The organism is Streptomyces sp. PA03-6a, assembly GCF_033792765.1.
Lineage (GTDB): Bacteria > Actinomycetota > Actinomycetes > Streptomycetales > Streptomycetaceae > Actinacidiphila.
This window is the reverse complement of the sequence record NZ_JARAVK010000061.1, coordinates 1-17,696: the sequence shown is the minus strand read 5'-3', so window position 1 is coordinate 17,696 and position 17,696 is coordinate 1. Positions and strand designations below refer to the sequence as shown.

The following is a 17,696-nucleotide window of genomic DNA, read 5'->3' as shown; positions in this document are numbered from 1 at the left end:
GCTTACCGGCAACTGTCTCGGGCCGAGATCCTGGCGAGGAACCGCGGGTGCGGCGCCCGCCGTCCTCCCTTCGAGGGCACAGTGAGGGGTTGCCCTTGAGCGGGCAGACGACATGTTCACAACAGGGGGACCACAACCCATGGCACCGATAAGCCGGTTGGCCGTGGCCGCCGTCGCCGCGGCCCTGCTCGCCGTGACCGCGACCGCCTGCGGCCCGTCCGACGACAACGCCGACGCCAAGCCGAGCCCGACACCCAGCGCGACGGCCGGTGACGACGGCCTCCAACTGCCGACGGCCCTCCCGACCAGCCTCGACGACCTCGACCAGTGGGCCGACGCACTGAAGAACGGCGGCTGGAAGGACTGGGACAAGGACAAGTGGCTGCGCGACGCGGCCGACTTCATCAATCCCATCATCAAGGACCTCTGGGACGCCGACCGGCTCCGCAACGCCGACGGGACCCCGGACGACGAGCAACGGCCCGACCTGGGGCGGGTGGACGACGGCACCACCGACCGCGAGCCCGCCGCGATCCGGGCGCAGCGCCTTTCGACCCCGTACCACCAGGCCTCCCCGGCGACGGGCAAGCTGCTCTTCGACATGCCCGACGGCCAGGCGGTCTGCTCGGCGACCGTGGTCGGCGACCCGGCCAACCCGGGCCGCAGCAACCTGGTGTGGACGGCGGGGCACTGCGTGCACGCGGGCGCCCGGGGCGGCTGGTACCGCAACATCGTCTTCGTTCCGTCCTTCAACGACACGGGCCTGAGCGGCGCCGCGCTGCGGAGCGCCACCAAGGAGCAGCTCGCCCCCTACGGCACGTGGTGGGCGACGAAGGCGGGGACCTCCCAGCAGTGGATCGACGGGGGCGGGGAGTCCTCGGAGACGAGTTCCGCCTACCCCTACGACTTCGCGGTGCTGAAGGTGACCAACCCGGACTCCGGCACGTCGCTGGAGGAGACGGTCGGGGCGTCGGTGCCGGTCTGGTTCGACGCGCCCACCTCGGCCGGCATCGACTCCATGGACATCCGCGGCTACCCCGCCGCGGCCCCCTTCGACGGCTTCGGCTACCAGCAGTACCACTGCTCGGGCGACCCGGTCCGCCTCGCCCTGGACCCGGGGGCGCCGACCATGCACTGGCTCGGCTGCACCATGACGGCGGGCTCCTCCGGCGGCGGCTGGTTCGCCCGGGGGCCCGGCGGGAAGCCGGCCCTGGTCAGCAACACCTCCATCGGTCCGCAGGACAGTCCGCGCTGGCTGGCCGGACCGCACCTGGGCTCGGAGGCCGAGGAGGTCTTCGACGCGATCCGCGGCTGACACCGCCGCCGGACACGAGGAGGGCCCGCCCCCGGCCGGGGGCGGGCCCTCCTCGTACGTGCGTACCGCCTAGCGGCGCGCGACCAGCGCGAACGGCTCGAGCTCCGCCGCGAGCTCGTCGTGCACCCGCGCCTTGAGCAGGGTGCCCTCGCCGGTGTGCTCCTCGGAGAGCACCTCGCCGTCCGCGTGGACGCGGGCGACGAGCGCACCGCGCGTGTACGGCACCAGGGCCTCGATCTCGACGGCGGGCCGCGGCAGCTCGTCGTCGATCATGGCGAGCAGCTCCGCGATGCCCCGCCCGGTGCGGGCGGAGACGGCGATGGCGTGCCTCTCGCGGCGCAGCAGGGACTGCAGCACCACCGGGTCGGCGGCGTCCGCCTTGTTGATCACCACGATCTCCGGCACGTCCAGCGCGCCGACGTCGCGGAAGACCTCGCGCACGGCGGCGAGCTGCTCGTCCGGGTTGGGGTGCGAGCCGTCCACCACGTGCAGGATGAGGTCGGCCTCGGCGACCTCCTCCATGGTGGAGCGGAACGCCTCGACCAGGTGGTGCGGCAGGTGCCGCACAAAACCGACGGTGTCGGCCAGGGTGTAGAGCCGGCCGCTCGGGGTCTCCGCCCGGCGCACGGTCGGGTCCAGGGTGGCGAACAGCGCGTTCTCCACCAGGACGCCCGCGCCGGTGAGCCGGTTGAGCAGCGAGGACTTGCCGGCGTTGGTGTATCCGGCGATCGCCACCGAGGGCACCTTGTGGCGCTTGCGCTCCTGGCGCTTCAGGTCGCGGCTGGTCTTCATCTCCGCGATCTCCCGGCGCATCTTGGCCATCTTCTCGCGGATGCGCCGCCGGTCGGTCTCGATCTTGGTCTCACCGGGACCACGGGTCGCCATGCCGCCGCCCGAGGAGCCGGCGCCACCGCCACCCATCTGCCGGGACAGCGACTGACCCCAGCCTCGCAGCCGCGGCAGCATGTACTGCATCTGCGCGAGCGAGACCTGGGCCTTGCCCTCACGGCTCTTGGCGTGCTGGGCGAAGATGTCGAGGATCAGCGCGGTGCGGTCGACGACCTTGACCTTGACGACGTCCTCGAGGTGGATGAGCTGGCCGGGGCTGAGTTCACCGTCGCAGACCACGGTGTCCGCACCGCTCTCCATGACGATGTCGCGCAGCTCCTGGGCCTTGCCGGAACCGATGTAGGTGGCCGGGTCCGGTTTGTCACGGCGCTGGATGACACCGTCCAGGACGAGGGCGCCGGCGGTCTCGGCGAGGGCGGCGAGCTCCGCGAGGGAGTTCTCGGCGTCCTGGACCGTGCCGTCCGTCCACACCCCGACGAGCACGACCCGCTCCAGGCGGAGCTGGCGGTACTCGACCTCGGTGATGTCCTCGAGCTCGGTGGAGAGGCCCGCGACGCGGCGCAGCGACGCTCGCTCGGAGCGGTCGAACTGGTCGCCGTCACGCTCTCCGTCGATCTCGTGACTCCAGGCGACGTCCTCTTCCATCAGGGCGTCGGCCCGAAGGCTCTCGGGGAGGCGCTGGCGGCTGCGGGCAGAAGAAGAGGAGGAAGAGGAGGTCATTGGATCCTTTGCTCGGAAGATCGACGGGAACGGGGGGCTCCCGCCCCTCGTACGGAGACAACGCCGCACGGACCCGGAGGATTCCCCCGGCCCGGGCACGCCGCCGTCGCCGCACCTAGATGGTCGCACGGTCGTCGCCGCCGGGTCACGCGACTTTCCCCGCCTTGCGCCGGTGCGCGGGACCGTGCACCGGTTTGGCGGGCACGGAGCGCTTCCAGTCGGGGTGGCCGGGCATCGGGGGCGTGGTCGGGCCGTAGAGCCAGGCGCCGAGGAAGCCGCCCAGGTCGCGGCCGGCGACCTCGGAGGCGAGGGCGATGAAGTCCCGGGTGGAGGCGACCCCGTCGCGGTGGCGGGCGACCCAGGCCCGCTCCAGCCGCTGGAAGGCGTCGGCGCCCATCTCCTGGCGCAGCGCGTACAGCACGAGCGCTCCGCCGTAGTAGACGTTGCCGCGGAAGATGCCGAGCTTGCCGTCGGCGCCGGGCGGCTTGGGGGCGGCGGCCGGGCCGCCGTCGCGGCGCAGACGCGCGTCGGCGCCGTATGCGGCCTTGGCGAGCTGCTCCAGCGTGAGCTCGTGGTAGTGCTCGGCGGCGTAGCGCCACTGGTACCAGGTGGCGTGCCCCTCGTTGAGCCACAGGTCGGACCAGGTCGCGGGCGAGACGCTGTCGCCGAACCACTGGTGGGCCAGTTCGTGCACCATCACCGGCGCCGCGTCGGCCTCGCGGGACAGCAGCACCCGCCGCTCGAAGAGCGAGAGGGTCTGGGTCTCCAGCTCGAAGCCGGTGACGGTGTCGGCGCTGAGGATGCCGTACGTCTCGAAGGGGTACGGACCGACCTGCTGCTCCATCCACGCGATCTGCCCGGCGGTCATCGCCAGGCGCTTCTCCAGTTCGGCCCGGTCGGGGTCGGCGGAGCCGACGACGTCGCGCAGCGGGAGGCCGCCGGGGCCGGTGCGGCGCAGCACCGCGGAGCGGCCGATGGAGACCTGGGCGAGCTCGGTGGCCATCACGTGGACGGTGCGGTAGTTCCAGGTCGTCACGGGGCCCTTGCGGACGGCCGTCTCGGGCAGGCCGTTTGCGACGACGGTGAGGTCGTTCGGCGCGGTGACGTGGAAGGCGAAGCGGGCCTTGTCCGAGGGGTGGTCGTTGCAGGGGAAGACGGTGTGGGCGGCGGCTGCCTGGTTGGCCATGGCCAGGCCGTCCTTGGTGCGGATCCAGCCGGTGTCGCCCTTGGCCGCGGGGTCGCTGGTGTGGACGACGGTCACCCGCAGGCGGTCGCCGCGCGGTACCGGGAAGGCGGGGGTGACGACGAGTTCCTCGCGCCAGGTGCGGAACGCCGCCCGGCGGCCGTTGACCTCGACGGAACGGACGTCGCCGCGGAAGTCGAGGTGGAAGCGGTCGAGGGTGTCCGTGGCGAGCGCGTCGACCCGGGTCACCGTGTCCAGGGGCCGGTCGTTGCCGCGGTAGGTGAACGAGATGTCGTAGTCGTAGACGTCGTACCCGGGGTTGCCGAGTTCGGGGTAGAGCCGGTCACCGAGCCCCGCGGGCGTCGCGTCGCCGGGCAGTCCGGCCGCGGTGAGCGCCACCACGGCCGCCGCGGTGACGGTGGCACGGCGCGCAAAGGATCCGATCATGGGATACCGGTATCAGCGCACCGTGCCCGCCCGAAGGCGGCACGTCAGCACCCCACCCGATCGGGTACTCCTCTACGGCTGCGCGGCGGCCACGGCCTCCTGGGCGCGGTACACGTCGTACACACCGGGGACGGCGCGCATGGCGCGCATGAGGGCGGGCAGCGCTTCCGGGTCGGGCAGTTCGACGGTGTAGGTGTGGCGTACGCGGTGCTCCTGCGGCGGCTCCACGGCGGCGTAGACGATGGCGACGCCCTGGGTGGCGATCACCTCGGTGAGGTCGGCGAGCAGCCGGGGCCGGCCGAGCGCCTCGGCGTAGAGGGTGGCCCGGTGGCCGGTGACGGGGGCGTCGGAGCGCCAGTGGACGGCGACCCTGGCGCGGCCCGAGGCGGCCATGCGCGCGGCGACGGGACACTCGCTGCGGTGCACGGCGACGGTGCCGCCGCGGATGGGGAAGCCGGTGATCCCGTCGGGCGGCACGGGCGTGCAGCAGCGGGCCATGCGGACGGCGGTCCCGGGCGGGTCGGTGTCCGCGAGCGGTTCTGCGGCCCTGCGGGCGGCCGTTGCGGCGGTACGGACGGCGGGGGCGGCCGGCTCCTCCTCGGCGGTGGCCGCCGGGTGGGCCTCCAGCCAGCGGGCGATGGCGATCCGGGCGGCCGGGGTGCGGGCGTGCTCCAGCCACTCGGGCGACGGCCCGTACCCCTCCCCGTCCCCGTCCGTGGCCTCGGCCATCAGGAGCTGGACGGTGTCGCCGTCCCGCAGGACCGTGCCGAGCGGCGCGAGCCGCCCGTTGACGCGCACCCCGACGCAGGAGTGGGCGCCCTCACCGTGCAGCGCGTACGCGGCGTCGGTACAGGTGGCGCCGTCGGGCAGGCCCACGGTGCCGCCGTCGGCGGAGAAGACGGTGATCTCGCGGTCCTGGGCGAGCTCGTCGCGCAGGGTGCTCCAGAAGAAGTCCGGGTCGGGGGCCTCGCGCTGCCACTCCAGCAACCGGGCCAGCCAGCCGGGGCGCGTGGGGTCGACGCGCTCGCCCTCGTCGGATTCCGCCGCCTCGGCGGTGGCGTACGGGTTGCCGAGCGCGATGACCCCGGCCTCGGCGGTGTGGTGCATCTGCCGTGTGCGGATGAGGACTTCGGCGATGCGGCCCTCGCCGTCGCGGATGGCGGTGTGCAGCGACTGGTACAGGTTGAACTTGGGCGCCGCGATGAAGTCCTTGAACTCCGCGATGACGGGGGTGAAGCAGGTGTGCAGTTCACCGAGGACGGCGTAGCAGTCGGCGTCCTCGGCGACCTGGATCAGCACCCGCCCGAAGTCGCTGCCGCCGGGCTGCGCGCCGCCGCGCTTGAGCCGGACCCGGTGCACGGACACCACGTGCCGGGGCCGTACCTCGACCTCGGAGCTGATGCCGGCCTCGCGGAGCACCTTGCGGACGTCCTCGGCGACTGCGCCCAGCGGATCGGGCAGGGCGGCGTGCTCCAGGATGAGTTCGGTGGTGCGGAGGTAGTCCTCGGGGTGGAGGATGGCGAAGACCAGGTCCTCCAGTTCGGTCTTCAGCGCCTGGACGCCGAGGCGTTCGGCGAGCGGGATCAGCACGTCCCGGGTGACCTTCGCGATGCGGGCCTGTTTCTCGGGGCGCATGACGCCGAGGGTGCGCATGTTGTGCAGCCGGTCGGCGAGCTTGATGGACATGACGCGGACGTCGTTGCCGGTGGCGACGAGCATCTTGCGGAAGGTCTCGGGCTCGGCGGCGGCGCCGTAGTCCACCTTCTCCAGCTTGGTGACGCCGTCGACGAGGAAGCGGACCTCCTCGCCGAACTCCTCCCTCACCTGATCGAGCGTCACATCGGTGTCCTCGACGGTGTCGTGGAGCAGCGACGCGGTCAACGTCGTGGTCTCCGCGCCGAGTTCGGCGAGGATCAGGGTCACGGCGAGCGGGTGTGTGATGTACGGCTCCCCGCTCTTGCGCATCTGGCCGCGGTGCGAGGACTCGGCGAGCACGTACGCGGTGTGCAGGATGGCGAGGTCCGCGCCGGGATGTCGGGCGCGGTGCACCTTGGCGATGTGCTCGATGGACTCCGGCAGCCGGCCGGCGCGGCCGCCGGGGCCCAGCAGGGCGGCGCGTCCCAGCCGGCGCAGGTCCGCGGCCCGGGGGATGCGCCTGCGTCCTGCGGCGCCCGGGGCGGTCTCCACTGCGTTGTCCGGTCTCATGCGGCACCTCCGGCAGCGTCACCCACCGGCGGGATGGCTTCCGTGCCGGTGCTTGATGCTACCGAGCCCATCACGTGCCGCTGCCACGCTCTCGCCCAGCGTGATCGGCATCACCCGTTCGAGCGAATACCGGGCCCTCGGAGCGGGTATCCTCAGCCGCCGTCGCCGAGCCAGGCCGGATCGATGACGCCCTCGGCGACGATCACGGCGGGACCGGTCATCTCGACGGTGCCGTCGGGACGTTCGGTGATCACCAGGGTGCCGCCCGGCAGGTCGACGCGGTACGTCTCGGGACGGCCGGTGACGGCCGGGTCGCGGCCATCGCGCCGGGCCGCGGCGACCATGACGGCGCAGGCCCCGGTGCCGCAGGAACGGGTCTCGCCGGAGCCTCGCTCGTGGACCCGCATGGCGACGTGGCGCTCACCCCGGTCGACGACGAACTCCACGTTCACACCGTCCGGGTAGGCCGCGGCAGGCGTGTGGGCCGGGGGGTCCAGCAGCTTGCCGGCGTCGGCGAGGTCGTCGACGAAGGCGACGGCGTGCGGGTTGCCCATGTTCACGTTGCGGGCGGGCCAGCTGCGCTCGCCGACCGCCACCTCGACCTCGCCGGCGGGAAGCGCGGCGCGGCCCATGTCGACGGTGATGTCGCCGTCCTTGTCGATGTGCACCCGGCGCACGCCGGCGCGGGTCGCCACGGCGACGTCCCCGGCACCGGTGAGACCGGCGCGCCGGAGGTAGTGGGCGAAGACCCGTACGCCGTTGCCGCACATCTCCGCGATGCTGCCGTCGCTGTTGCGGTAGTCCATGAACCACTCGGCCTCGGCGGCCATGGCGGCGGCCTCCGGGTGCTTCGCCGACCGCACGACCCGCAGCACCCCGTCGCCGCCGATCCCGGCGCGGCGGTCGCACAGGCGCGCGACGGTCCCCGCGGTCAGGTCGAGGGCCCCGTCGGGGTCGGGGATGATCACGAAGTCGTTCTCCGTGCCGTGCCCCTTGAGGAAGGGCAGGCCCTGCGGTGCTGCGCTGGTCATGCGCCGAGTCTACGGGTCAGCGCAGACGGGCGACCCGCCAGAAGGCGAGCAGCGTGAGCACCACCGTGATCGCCGCGTACAGCGCCACGAAGCGCCAGTCCGGGCGGCGGCCGGAGCCGCGGGCCGGCAGTCCCGGCCAGGTGTAGCCGACCCGGCGGGCGGCCATGATCCCCCAGCCCGCGGAGCAGCAGCCCAGCAGGAGGCCGAGCATCGCGACGACGGCACCGCCGTCGCCGGTCTCGAAGGCCAGCGGGAAGGCGAACATGAGCGAGCCGAGCACGCCGAGGGCGACGATCGGGGCGAGCTGCCACGCGCGCAGGCGCCGCTCGGGACGCAGCTCGCGGAAGGACTGCTCCTCCTCCGCGAGGGTCTGCCCGTCCAGCGGGTCCTCCAGGGGGCCGTCCACCACGAGCCGGTCGCGCGGCTCGAGCTCCTCGCCAGAGGTGCGCTCGGTGTGTTCCGGCTGCGGTCCGTTGCGAGGGCCGGCTTCCATCGCCACGCGCCCTCCCAAGAAGTCCGACACCGTAGCTCCGATGCTCGATGATGGCACGCTCGAAGAGGCGTCAAGTGCCGCTGGGGCGTCCCGATGCCATCACGTGATCAGGCTGTGACCGCCCGACCGGGCGGGGCCGAGCAGGGCGAGCGCCTGGCCGACCAGTTCCTGTCCGCGGCCCGCCAGCCAGTGCACCCGGCCGTCCCGGCGGAACCACGAGTCCTGCCGGCGCGCGAAGCGCTTGGTGGCGCGGACGGTCTCGGCGCGCGCCTCCGCGTCCGTGCACTCCCCGGCCAGCGCGGCCAGCACCTGCTGGTAGCCGAGCGCCCGGGAGGCCGTGCGCCCCTCGCGCAGGCCGGCCGTCTCCAGGGCGGCCACCTCGCCGACCAGTCCGGCCTCCCACATGCGGTCGACCCGCAGCGTGATGCGTTCGTCGAGCTCCGGGCGGGGGACGTCGACGCCGATCTGGACGGTGTCGTACACCGAGTCGTGCCCGGGCAGGTTGGCCGTGAAGGGGCGGCCGGTGATCTCCACGACCTCCAGCGCGCGGACGATCCGCCGGCCGTTGCCGGGCAGGATCGCGCGGGCCGCCTCCGGGTCCACGGCGGCCAGGCGGGCGTGCAGCGGGCCGGAGCCGAGCGTGTCGAGCTCGGCCTCCAGCCGGGCGCGCACCTGCGGGTCGGTGCCGGGGAACTCCAGGGCGTCGATGGCGGCGCGCACGTAGAGCCCCGAGCCGCCGACGAGCACGGGCGTGCGGCCGGCGGCCAGCAGCCGGTCGATCTCGGCGCGGGCGAGGCGCTGGTACTCGGCGACGCTGGCGGCCTGGGTGACGTCCCACATGTCGAGCAGGTGGTGCGGCACGCCCTGCCGCTCGTCCTCGGTGAGCTTGGCGGTGCCGATGTCCATGCCGCGGTACAGCTGCATGGAATCCGCGTTGACCACCTCGCCGTCGAGGGCCTGGGCAAGGGCGACTCCGAGGTCGGACTTGCCGGCCGCGGTGGGGCCGACGACGGCGATCACGTGGGGGACGTCGATTCTCACGTGCACAGTTTCGCAAATTCCGGCGGCGCGGATTTACCCATGGACGAGTAAGATCTTTACGGGAAAGGGGTCATTTCCGGCAAAGGCATCCACGGGAGACGGTGACGCATGAGCTTCAAGGACACGCTGAAGGCCAAGGCCGAGCACGCCAAGGCCAGGGCCGGCGCCAAGGCCGGCGACTTCATGGAGCACCACGGCGAGTCGATCGGCTCCCGCCTGGACAAGGTCGCGCGCACGGTCGACGAGAAGACCAAGCACAAGTACAGCGGGAAGATCCACAAGGGTGTGGACAAGACGAAGGACGCCATGGAGCACCTCAAGGAGGGCGGCTCCAAGGGCACGCCCTGAGGACGTCCCGGACCCCGGGGACCGGCCGGTCTAGGACCAGGCCGCCACGAAGTAGCCGACGCCGTAGGGCGCCTGGTCGTACAGCAGCTGTCCGTGGAGCCCGGCGCCGTCCGCGGCGCCGGCCAGGACCTGCCAGGGGGCGCGGCCGGCCGCCCCCAGATCGGTGGCGAGGCGTGCGTCCAGGGCCGCCAGCGCCCCGGTGTCGGCGGCACCGAGGGCGCGCGCCACGGAGGCGTCGAAGGGCTCGGCCCGCTCGTCGAGGTAGCCGGGAGCCTTGAGCGTGCGGGACGTGGTCCCGTCGCCCATGACCAGCAGCGTCACCCGGTCGGCCAGTCCCGCCAGTCCCTGTCCCAGCTCCAGCATCCTGGCCGCCGGCGCGTGCGCGGGCACGGCGCAGGCGTGCAGGGGCGCGGCGGAGCCCGCCTGCGTCAGGAGCCAGGCCGCGAGCGTCAGTGACGGGGCCAGGGGCTCGGGGTCTCTGCCGTCGCCGAGCCGCACCGTCAGGTTGACGCCGAACGGGCGCAGCGAGCCCGTACCGCCGCCTTCCCAGACGTGCGCGGAGTCCGCGGCACCCACCACGACCAGCAGATCGGCACGCGCGGCGGCCAGCACGGCCAACGCGTCGGCGCAGGCGGCGCGCAGCGGGTCCAGTTCCGGCGCCGCGCCCGACGCGACGTCGGGCACGAGCAGCGGCGGACAGGGGCAGACGGCGGCGGCGACCAGCATGATCGGAACCCTACCGTCCGCCGTCTCAGAAGCCCTCGGGCACGCGGTCCCAGGGCTCGGCCGTGGCGGCGACCTTCGGGTCCTTGCTGTCGCGGACCAGCTCGGCGACCGTGAAACGGCAGATGTAGGTCGTGGTCACACCCTCGTTGACCTGGACGAACCCCTCCCCCGAGCGGTACAGCCAGCTGCGCCGCACGCTGAACGGCTTGCTGGGCCGGTAGGCCAGCGCCGCCTCCTCCAGCTTGCCCAGCGCCTCCTCGCGCGTGCCCTCGGCGTGGCCGAGGAGCTCGAACTCCCAGCGCCTGGCGTCACCGCTGCCCACGGTCTCCTCGGCGAAGAGCCCCCAACGAGCCATCCGTGTCCCCCCTCGTCTCCGCGGACCTCGCGGTCCCCGCTCCGTCAGTCGCAGCCGCAGCCCGGCGCGGCCGCCGCCGCTGCCGGAACGGGCGCGCCGATCGTCGGCAGGCCCAGCATGACACCCGCGGGCTTGGCCGCCGCGGCCGAGGTACGCCGCTCCCAGGCGTCGCCCGCCGCAGTGCGGCGGACGCCGAAGGCCGGGCTCTCGGCGAGCAGGTGGTGCGGCGCGGCGTAGGTGATCTCCGCCATGACCATGTCGCCGGGGCGGACGGGCTCGGCGGGCGGCGCGAAGTGCACCAGGCGGTTGTCGGGGGCGCGGCCGGACAGGCGGTGCGTGGCGTCGTCCTTGCGGCCCTCGCCCTCGGCGACCAGCACCTCAAGGACGCGGCCGACCTGCTTCTTGTTCTCGGCCCAGGAGATCTCCTCCTGCAGGGCGACCAGCCGCTCGTAGCGCTCCTGGACGACCGCCTTGGGCACCTGCCCCTCCATCTCGGCGGCGGGCGTGCCCGGGCGCTTGGAGTACTGGAAGGTGAAGGCCTGCGCGAAGCGCGCCTCGCGGACCACGTGCAGCGTCTGCGCGAAGTCCTCCTCGGTCTCGCCGGGGAAGCCCACGATGATGTCGGTGGAGATGGCGGCGTCCGGCATGGCCGCGCGCACCTTCTCGATGATGCCGAGGTAGCGGTCCTGCCGGTACGAGCGGCGCATCGCGCGCAGCACGGCGTCGGAGCCGGACTGCAGCGGCATGTGCAGCTGGTGCATCACGTTCGGGGTCTCGGCCATGGCCGCGATCACGTCGTCGGTGAAGTCGCGCGGATGGGGCGAGGTGAAGCGGACCCGCTCCAGGCCCTCGATCTTCCCGCAGGCGCGCAGCAGTTTGCTGAAGGCCTCGCGGTCGCCGATGTCGGAGCCGTAGGCGTTGACGTTCTGGCCGAGCAGGGTGACCTCGGTGACGCCCTCGGCGACCAGCGCCTCGACCTCGGCGAGGATGTCGCCGGGCCGGCGGTCCTTCTCCTTGCCGCGCAGCGCGGGGACGATGCAGAAGGTGCAGGTGTTGTTGCAGCCGACCGAGATCGACACCCACGCCGCGTAGGCCGACTCGCGCCGCGTCGGCAGCGTGGACGGGAAGGTCTCCAGCGACTCGGCGATCTCGACCTGCGCCTCTTCGGCGATCCTGGCTCGCTCCAGCAGCACGGGGAGGCTGCCGATGTTGTGGGTGCCGAAGACGACGTCGACCCAGGGGGCCTTCTTGACGATCGTGTCCCGGTCCTTCTGCGCCAGGCAGCCGCCGACGGCGATCTGCATGCCCGGCCGGGCGGCCTTCTGCGGCGCCAGGCGGCCGAGGTTGCCGTACAGGCGGTTGTCGGCGTTCTCCCGGACCGCGCAGGTGTTGAAGACGACGACGTCCGCGGACACCGTGCCGTCCTCGTCCTTGGGCGCGCGGACGTAGCCGGCCGCCTCCAGGAGGCCCGCCAGCCGCTCGGAGTCGTGGACGTTCATCTGGCACCCGTAGGTGCGGATCTCGTAGCTCTTCACACCCTGCTCTTCACGCTGCACCCATCCAGGGTAAGGGCGCGCCGCGCGCGCTCGTGCCCGCGCCCGCCCCCGCGCGGACGGCTGCGGACGGCTGCGGACGGCACCGGGCGGCGCCCGCCGCATCAGGTGCCGGGTGGCTCGGCGAGGAGGCGGTGGCCGCCCGCCCCCGGGACGACGGTGCCCGCGGTGGGCGGCGGGAAGTGGGTGCCGAGCAGCAGGGTGCCCGTACCCGCGTACGCGGTGAGCAGCGCGCGGCGGGTGCGTACGGCCAGGGCCGCGTCGGAGTCGGCGGTGCTGGTGATCGCGGGGTCGGCGATCTGCACGGGGTGGTGGAAGCTGTCGCCGGTGACCAGCGCGGACCGCCCGGCGCCGTTCAGCTCCACCGCGACCTGCCCCGGGGTGTGCCCGGGCACCGCCAGGAGACGGATGCCGGGGGCCGCCTCCACGGGGGCGTCGGTGACGTCGGCCAGGTCGAGCAGTCCGGCGTCGCGGACCGGCAGCACCGAGTCGCGGAAGACCTGCCGGTGGTCGTCGTCCAGGTCCGTGCCCGCCCAGTGGTCCCATTCGGCACGGGAGACCAGGTAACGGGCGCGGGGGAAGGCGGGCACCCAGGTGCCGCCGTCGTCACGGGTGTTCCAGCCGACGTGGTCGGTGTGCAGGTGGGTGAGGATCACCAGGTCCACGGCGTGCGGCGGGAAGCCCGCCTCCACCAGCCTCCGTGGGTAGTCGGTGGCGAGCCGGTGCCACGCGGGGTCGGACCGGGTCTTGCCGTTGCCGATCCCGGTGTCCACCAGGACGCGCAGGCCGCCGGCCACCACGGCGAAGGTGTGGGTGGCCAGCCGGAGCGTGCCGTCGGGGGCGGTGAAGTCCGGCCGCAGCCACGGCGCTCCCGCCACCACCTGCGGGGTCGCGGCGGGCAGCAGCCGCCGTCCGGTCGCCGCGGGCAGCGTGGTCTCGTCGACGCGGTGCACGACGAGGTCGCCCACCGTCCAGCTCACCGTGCGTCCCATGCGGGGCCTCCCTTCGTACGGGGTGCGCCCTGGGACGAGTGTTCCCCCTGGGGCGGGCCGTCACGTCCGGGATCCGGACGCGGCAGGACGGCGCTGGCCGCGGCGCCGCCGGGCCTGGCACTATCGCGGGGATGGAGTTCCCCCGTATCGGCAGACGCAGGGCCGTGCAGGCCGTGCTGGCGGTGGCGGCGTCGGTCGCGCTGCTGCTGTGGTGGGTGCTGCCCTCCGACGGGCCGTCGTACCCGAAGGACCGGGTCGACTTCGCCACCGGTGTGCGCAACGGCGTGTACGACACGTACGGGAAGCGGCTCCAGCCCTACCTGCACACCGACCTGCCCGGGGTGCCGGTGCGCCTGGTGCGGTCCGAGGGGTCCGTGGACAACGTCCGGCGGGTCGCGACCGGCAAGGCCGATTTCGCGATCGCCGCGGCCGACGCCGTCGCCGACTACGACGGCCCGGGCGCGGGGCGGCTGCGTGCCTGCGCCCGGCTGTACGACGACTACATGCAGCTCGTGGTGCCCGCCGACTCGCCCGTGAGGTCGGCGAAGGACCTGCGCGGGCTGCGGGTGGGGATCGGCCAGCCCAGCTCCGGCGTGAACCTGATAGCGCAGCGGCTGCTCGAGGCGGCCGGGCTCGGGGAGCCGGGCGACGTGCGGCGCCGGACGGTCGGCATCGACCGGGCGCCGGAGATGCTGCGCCAGGGGGAGCTGGACGCGTTCTTCTGGTCGGGCGGACTGCCGACCAAGACCATCGCGAACCTGGCGGAGACCACCGACGTGAAGCTGGTGCAGCTCGGCGACCTGGTGGCCAGGCTGCACGCCGAGAGCGACGAGTCGACGTACTACCGGCAGGCGGTCATGCCGGCCGACGCGTACCCCATGGTCCAAGGCGGCCGCGCGGTGCAGACGATCGCCGTGGCCAACCTGCTGATCACCACGGACCGGACGGACACCGGGCTGGTGGACCGCCTCACCCGCACGGTGATCGACAGCCGTGACCGGATCGGTCAGGAGGTGCACGCCGCCCAGCTGATGGACCTGCGGACGGCGGTCTTCACCGACCCGTTGCGGCTGCACGCCGGCGCCGAGCGCTACTACCGGTCCGTGAAGCCCTAGGCGATCCAGCACCGGTACGGACCATTCCGCCCGACATGTGATCGTTCCCCGCCCCGGGGACGATGTTCATCCCCGTCAGAGCCCCCTAACCTGTAGCGGACCACGTACCGATGGGGGCACACGCATGAGTTCTGGGGGGATGCCGCACACCCTCGTCGACGGCCGCTACGAGCTGCGCCGGCAGTTGGGGCGCGGTGGCATGGGCGTGGTGTGGGAGGCCTACGACAACCGGCTCGGCCGTCAGGTCGCCGTCAAGGAGCTGCTGTTCCGGGGCGCGCTGGACCCGGAGACGCAGGCCCAGTGGGTGGAGCGGGCGCGCCGGGAGGCGCAGGCCATCGCCCGGATCGGGCACGAGCACGTGGTCGCCGTGCACGACGTGATCGAGGCCGACGGCCAGGTCTGGATCGTCATGGAGCAGGTCAACCCGCACTCCCTGGCGGACCAGTTGCGCGAGCAGGGCCGGATCCCGGCGCTGCAGGCGGCACGGATCGGCCTGGAGGTGCTGCGCGGGCTGCGCGCGGTGCACGCGGCCGGGGTGCTGCACCGCGACGTGAAGCCGCACAACATCCTGTTCCGCCGGGACGGGCGGGCGGTGCTCATGGACTTCGGGATCGCGACCTTCGAGGGCGCGGCCCAGGTGACGCGGGTGCACGAGACCGTCGGCACCCCGCAGTACCTGGCACCGGAGCTGGCCAACCGGCTGCCGCCCACGCCCGCCGCCGACCTGTGGTCGCTGGGCGTCACGCTCTACGAGATGGTCGAGGGCCGGGCCCCCTTCCGCGGACCGACGCCGTACGAGGTGCTGGAGGCCGTCCGTACGGCCGAGGTGCCGCCGACGGCGCACGCGGGGCCGCTGCGGCCGCTGATCGACGGACTGCTGGTCAAGGAGCCGGGGGCGCGCCTGTCGGCGGAGCGCACCGAGCAGTTGCTGCAGCACGTGGCGCAGGAGACCCCGCAGTTCCCGGTCGGCGTCTACCCGGACTACGACCCGGACGCCACGCGGACGGACGGGTCCGGCGGCACCGCACAGCAGGTTCCCGACTCCGTGACCCCGCCGCAGGATCCGCAGCCCCCGCGACCGCGCCCCTCCCGGCGACGCTGGTACACGCTGGCGGCGGGCGGGGTCGCGCTCGCGGTCCTGGCCGCGGCCGGCTGGTTCGTCTTCGACCGGTCGCGCGACGCCGGGCCGGACCTCTCCGATTCGCCGACCGTCCAGGCGGCCCGGGCACGCGGCTACCTGCTCGTGGGCGTCAAGGAGGACCAGCCCGGCCTGAGCGAGGCTTCTGCCACGGCCAAGGGCGGCTACGAGGGCTTCGACATCGACCTGGCCTGGGCCATCGCCCGCGAACTGGGCTTCAAGGAGGTCCGGTTCGCGGTGGTCAACACCCAGTCCCGCGAGTACCGGCTGGGCACCGGGCAGGTCGACCTGATAGTGGCCAGCTACTCGATCACGGAGGAGCGCAAGAAGCAGGTCGACTTCGCAGGCCCCTACTACCAGGCCGCGCAGGACTTCCTCGTGCGCAACGAATCTCCCGTCCACGGCACGCAGGACCTGTTCGGCCACAAGGTCTGCACGGTCACCGACTCGACGCCCGCCGAACGGCTGCGCACGCAGTACCCGTTGATAAAGACCGAGCAGCTCGCCTCGTACGGCCTGTGCGTCGACGAACTGCTCTCCGGCCGGGTCGACGCCGTGTCGACGGACGACATCATCCTGGCCGGCTACCGCGCGCAGCACAGCAAGCAACTCCGCCTGCTCGGAGCGCCGTTCGGCAGCGAGGAGTACGGCGTGGGGCTGCACAAGGACGAGCCCGCGCTGAAGCACGCCATATGCAGCGCCATCAGGGAGCAGATCTCCTCCGGTGCCTGGCGGGAGTCGTACAAGAGGCACCTCAAGCCGCTGACCCCGCAGGAGCTGGCGGATCAGCGGCCGCCGGAGTTCGAGAGCATGGAGGAGTGCCGCTGAGCCCGCGCGACCGGTCGGTCGCGCGGGCCCGCCCCTTCAGGACAGGGCGAAGGTGGTGACGACGGCGGCGTGGTCGGAGGGCCAGGCGTTGCCTGCCACGTCCGGTTCGGGACGGGGCTCCCCGGTGACCAGGGTGATGGAGTCCAGCACCCGCAGACCCCGCCCGGCGTACAGGACGTAGTCGATCCGGTCCTGCGGCTCGGGCTCGGGGGTGACGGGCGACCAGGTGGTGCCGGGCTCGCGCACGGGGTCCGGGTGGGCCTCGCGGTAGGAGTCGCGCAGTCCGGCGGCCTCGGCGGCGAGGGTGACCGGCCAGGGCACGGGTCCGTACCCGCCGTGCAGGGGCGCCGCCTCGGCGGTCCAGTCCAGGTGGGAGGGGACGTTGAAGTCGCCGACGAGGACGACCGGGGTGGTGTCGCGGGCGGCGAGGTCGCCGGCCATGTCGTGCAGGATGTCCCGGATCTGGTCCACGCGTCCCGAGGCCGCCTCGTGCTCGACGAGCACCTCGACCGGCTGCCGGTCGTGGAGGGCGTCGTAGGGGCCGTGCGGGGTGTAGTTCAGGTGCGCGCTCCACAACGTGACGTCGTGGCCCTCGTCGAGCCGCACGGTGGCGCCGAGGCCGCCGTAGAACGGGCTCGCGGGCAGGCCGTGGCGGGAGACGATCGGGTAGCGGCTGATGACGCCGAGGTTGTCGCCCGCCTGGTGGTGGTCCCAGCCCAGTGCCTCGGCCAGTTCCTTGGCGGAGTGCGTCCGTGTCTCCTGCAGGCCGACGACGTCCACGTCGGCTTCCAGCAGCACGCGCAGCTGCTTGTCCCGGTGGTCGTCGACGCGGGTGCCGCCGAGCCACAGGTTCCAGCTCATGACGCGCAGCTCGCGCACGACGGGTTCGCCCGCCGCGACGACCGGCACACGCACGGTGACGGTGGCGGAGCGGCCGTCGGCGTCCGTGGCGGTGACGGCGACCTCCGCGTCGCCGGGTGCGTCGGGGGTGCCGGTGACGGTGCCGTCGGCGGAGACCCGCGCCCAGTCGGGGCCCGCGGTCCCGGCGTACGTGACGGGGGCGCCGCGCAGGAGCCCGGCGACGGTGGCGCGGAACGGCTCGCCGACGCGGGCGCGGCGGCTGGTGAAGGCGGGTACGAGGAAGGACGGGGGCCGCGCGACCAGGGCCCGCAGCACGGAGACGTCGGCCCGTTCCAGGCTGCCGAGCACCGCGCGTCCGGCGGCGGGGGCGATGGGCGCCAGGGAGGGCACGGCCAGCACGCGGCAGCCGGCGGCCTCGGCGGAGGCGACACCGGTCGGGGTGTCCTCGACGGCCACGCACGCGCCGGGGTCCACGCCGAGGGCGTGGGCCCCGGCG

15 protein-coding genes are annotated in these 17,696 nt (G+C 73.4%); 4 read left to right on the top strand and 11 right to left on the bottom strand.

Going from position 1 to position 17,696, the window contains the following annotated elements; all coding sequences use genetic code 11:
- Positions 1-139: 139 nt before the first annotated feature.
- Positions 140-1,315 (top strand): trypsin-like serine peptidase, encoded by a 1,176-nt coding sequence (locus tag PV350_RS17005; protein WP_500334621.1) that lies wholly within the window; start codon positions 140-142, stop codon positions 1,313-1,315.
- A 69-nt stretch (positions 1,316-1,384) separates the two neighbouring features.
- On the opposite strand, the gene hflX is transcribed toward PV350_RS17005, so the two are convergent.
- The 6 genes from hflX to miaA all read right to left on the bottom strand — a co-directional run bounded on the left by hflX (position 1,385) and on the right by miaA (position 9,284).
- Complete coding sequence (gene hflX, locus PV350_RS17000) at positions 1,385-2,884, bottom strand: GTPase HflX (protein WP_499514414.1); 1,500 nt, start codon at positions 2,882-2,884, stop codon at positions 1,385-1,387.
- 145 nt (positions 2,885-3,029) lie between these two features.
- Positions 3,030-4,514, bottom strand: coding sequence for a M1 family metallopeptidase (locus tag PV350_RS16995; RefSeq protein ID WP_499514413.1), 1,485 nt, complete (start codon positions 4,512-4,514; stop codon positions 3,030-3,032).
- 72 nt (positions 4,515-4,586) lie between these two features.
- Complete coding sequence (locus tag PV350_RS16990) at positions 4,587-6,719, bottom strand: RelA/SpoT family protein (protein ID WP_500334618.1); 2,133 nt, start codon at positions 6,717-6,719, stop codon at positions 4,587-4,589.
- A 152-nt stretch (positions 6,720-6,871) separates the two neighbouring features.
- Positions 6,872-7,750, bottom strand: a complete 879-nt coding sequence (gene dapF, locus PV350_RS16985; protein ID WP_499514411.1) for a diaminopimelate epimerase — start codon at positions 7,748-7,750, stop codon at positions 6,872-6,874.
- A gap of 16 nt (positions 7,751-7,766) precedes the next feature.
- Positions 7,767-8,243 carry a hypothetical protein gene (locus PV350_RS16980; RefSeq protein ID WP_499516967.1) on the bottom strand — a complete coding sequence of 159 codons (477 nt, stop codon included), beginning with the start codon at positions 8,241-8,243 and terminating at the stop codon, positions 7,767-7,769.
- Positions 8,244-8,342: 99 nt separating this feature from the next.
- Complete coding sequence (gene miaA, locus PV350_RS16975; protein ID WP_500334615.1) at positions 8,343-9,284, bottom strand: tRNA (adenosine(37)-N6)-dimethylallyltransferase MiaA; 942 nt, start codon at positions 9,282-9,284, stop codon at positions 8,343-8,345.
- Positions 9,285-9,392: 108 nt separating this feature from the next.
- On the opposite strand from miaA, the gene PV350_RS16970 reads away from it, so the two are divergent.
- A complete protein-coding gene (locus PV350_RS16970) occupies positions 9,393-9,632 on the top strand; it encodes an antitoxin (protein WP_499514409.1) in 240 nt (79 codons plus the stop codon).
- Between the two features lie 30 nt (positions 9,633-9,662).
- On the opposite strand, the gene PV350_RS16965 is transcribed toward PV350_RS16970, so the two are convergent.
- From PV350_RS16965 to PV350_RS16950, 4 genes are all read right to left on the bottom strand, one after another.
- Positions 9,663-10,358, bottom strand: coding sequence for a class III extradiol ring-cleavage dioxygenase family protein (locus PV350_RS16965; RefSeq protein WP_500334613.1), 696 nt, complete (start codon positions 10,356-10,358; stop codon positions 9,663-9,665).
- Positions 10,359-10,383: 25 nt separating this feature from the next.
- On the bottom strand, positions 10,384-10,713 hold the full coding sequence (locus tag PV350_RS16960) for a hypothetical protein (protein WP_499514407.1): 330 nt from the start codon (positions 10,711-10,713) through the stop codon (positions 10,384-10,386).
- A 44-nt stretch (positions 10,714-10,757) separates the two neighbouring features.
- Positions 10,758-12,248, bottom strand: a complete 1,491-nt coding sequence (miaB, locus tag PV350_RS16955; RefSeq protein ID WP_499516966.1) for a tRNA (N6-isopentenyl adenosine(37)-C2)-methylthiotransferase MiaB — start codon at positions 12,246-12,248, stop codon at positions 10,758-10,760.
- Positions 12,249-12,370: 122 nt separating this feature from the next.
- On the bottom strand, positions 12,371-13,258 hold the full coding sequence (locus PV350_RS16950; RefSeq protein ID WP_500334611.1) for an MBL fold metallo-hydrolase: 888 nt from the start codon (positions 13,256-13,258) through the stop codon (positions 12,371-12,373).
- Between the two features lie 131 nt (positions 13,259-13,389).
- Here PV350_RS16950 and PV350_RS16945 point away from each other — a divergent pair, with 131 nt between their 5' ends.
- Both PV350_RS16945 and PV350_RS16940 read left to right on the top strand, forming a co-directional pair.
- On the top strand, positions 13,390-14,373 hold the full coding sequence (locus PV350_RS16945) for a TAXI family TRAP transporter solute-binding subunit (protein WP_499514405.1): 984 nt from the start codon (positions 13,390-13,392) through the stop codon (positions 14,371-14,373).
- 124 nt (positions 14,374-14,497) lie between these two features.
- Complete coding sequence (locus PV350_RS16940; RefSeq protein ID WP_499514404.1) at positions 14,498-16,339, top strand: bifunctional serine/threonine-protein kinase/glutamate ABC transporter substrate-binding protein; 1,842 nt, start codon at positions 14,498-14,500, stop codon at positions 16,337-16,339.
- Between the two features lie 36 nt (positions 16,340-16,375).
- Here the strand turns inward: PV350_RS16940 and PV350_RS16935 are convergent.
- Positions 16,376-17,696 (bottom strand): endonuclease/exonuclease/phosphatase family protein (locus tag PV350_RS16935; RefSeq protein ID WP_500334608.1); only part of this gene is annotated, 1,321 nt, incomplete at its 5' end.

What these genes read in the sequence shown, in the direction of transcription:
- PV350_RS16970 (WP_499514409.1), top strand. Translation starts at nt 9,393, where the DNA reads ATGAGCTTCAAGGACACGCTGAAGGCCAAGGCCGAGCACGCCAAGGCC.
- PV350_RS16995 (WP_499514413.1), bottom strand. Translation starts at nt 4,514, where the DNA reads ATGATCGGATCCTTTGCGCGCCGTGCCACCGTCACCGCGGCGGCCGTG.
- dapF (WP_499514411.1), bottom strand. Translation starts at nt 7,750, where the DNA reads ATGACCAGCGCAGCACCGCAGGGCCTGCCCTTCCTCAAGGGGCACGGC.
- hflX (WP_499514414.1), bottom strand. Translation starts at nt 2,884, where the DNA reads ATGACCTCCTCTTCCTCCTCTTCTTCTGCCCGCAGCCGCCAGCGCCTC.
- PV350_RS16940 (WP_499514404.1), top strand. Translation starts at nt 14,498, where the DNA reads ATGAGTTCTGGGGGGATGCCGCACACCCTCGTCGACGGCCGCTACGAG.
- PV350_RS16945 (WP_499514405.1), top strand. Translation starts at nt 13,390, where the DNA reads ATGGAGTTCCCCCGTATCGGCAGACGCAGGGCCGTGCAGGCCGTGCTG.
- PV350_RS17005 (WP_500334621.1), top strand. Translation starts at nt 140, where the DNA reads ATGGCACCGATAAGCCGGTTGGCCGTGGCCGCCGTCGCCGCGGCCCTG.
- PV350_RS16980 (WP_499516967.1), bottom strand. Translation starts at nt 8,243, where the DNA reads ATGGAAGCCGGCCCTCGCAACGGACCGCAGCCGGAACACACCGAGCGC.
- PV350_RS16990 (WP_500334618.1), bottom strand. Translation starts at nt 6,719, where the DNA reads ATGAGACCGGACAACGCAGTGGAGACCGCCCCGGGCGCCGCAGGACGC.
- PV350_RS16960 (WP_499514407.1), bottom strand. Translation starts at nt 10,713, where the DNA reads ATGGCTCGTTGGGGGCTCTTCGCCGAGGAGACCGTGGGCAGCGGTGAC.
- PV350_RS16950 (WP_500334611.1), bottom strand. Translation starts at nt 13,258, where the DNA reads ATGGGACGCACGGTGAGCTGGACGGTGGGCGACCTCGTCGTGCACCGC.
- PV350_RS16965 (WP_500334613.1), bottom strand. Translation starts at nt 10,358, where the DNA reads ATGCTGGTCGCCGCCGCCGTCTGCCCCTGTCCGCCGCTGCTCGTGCCC.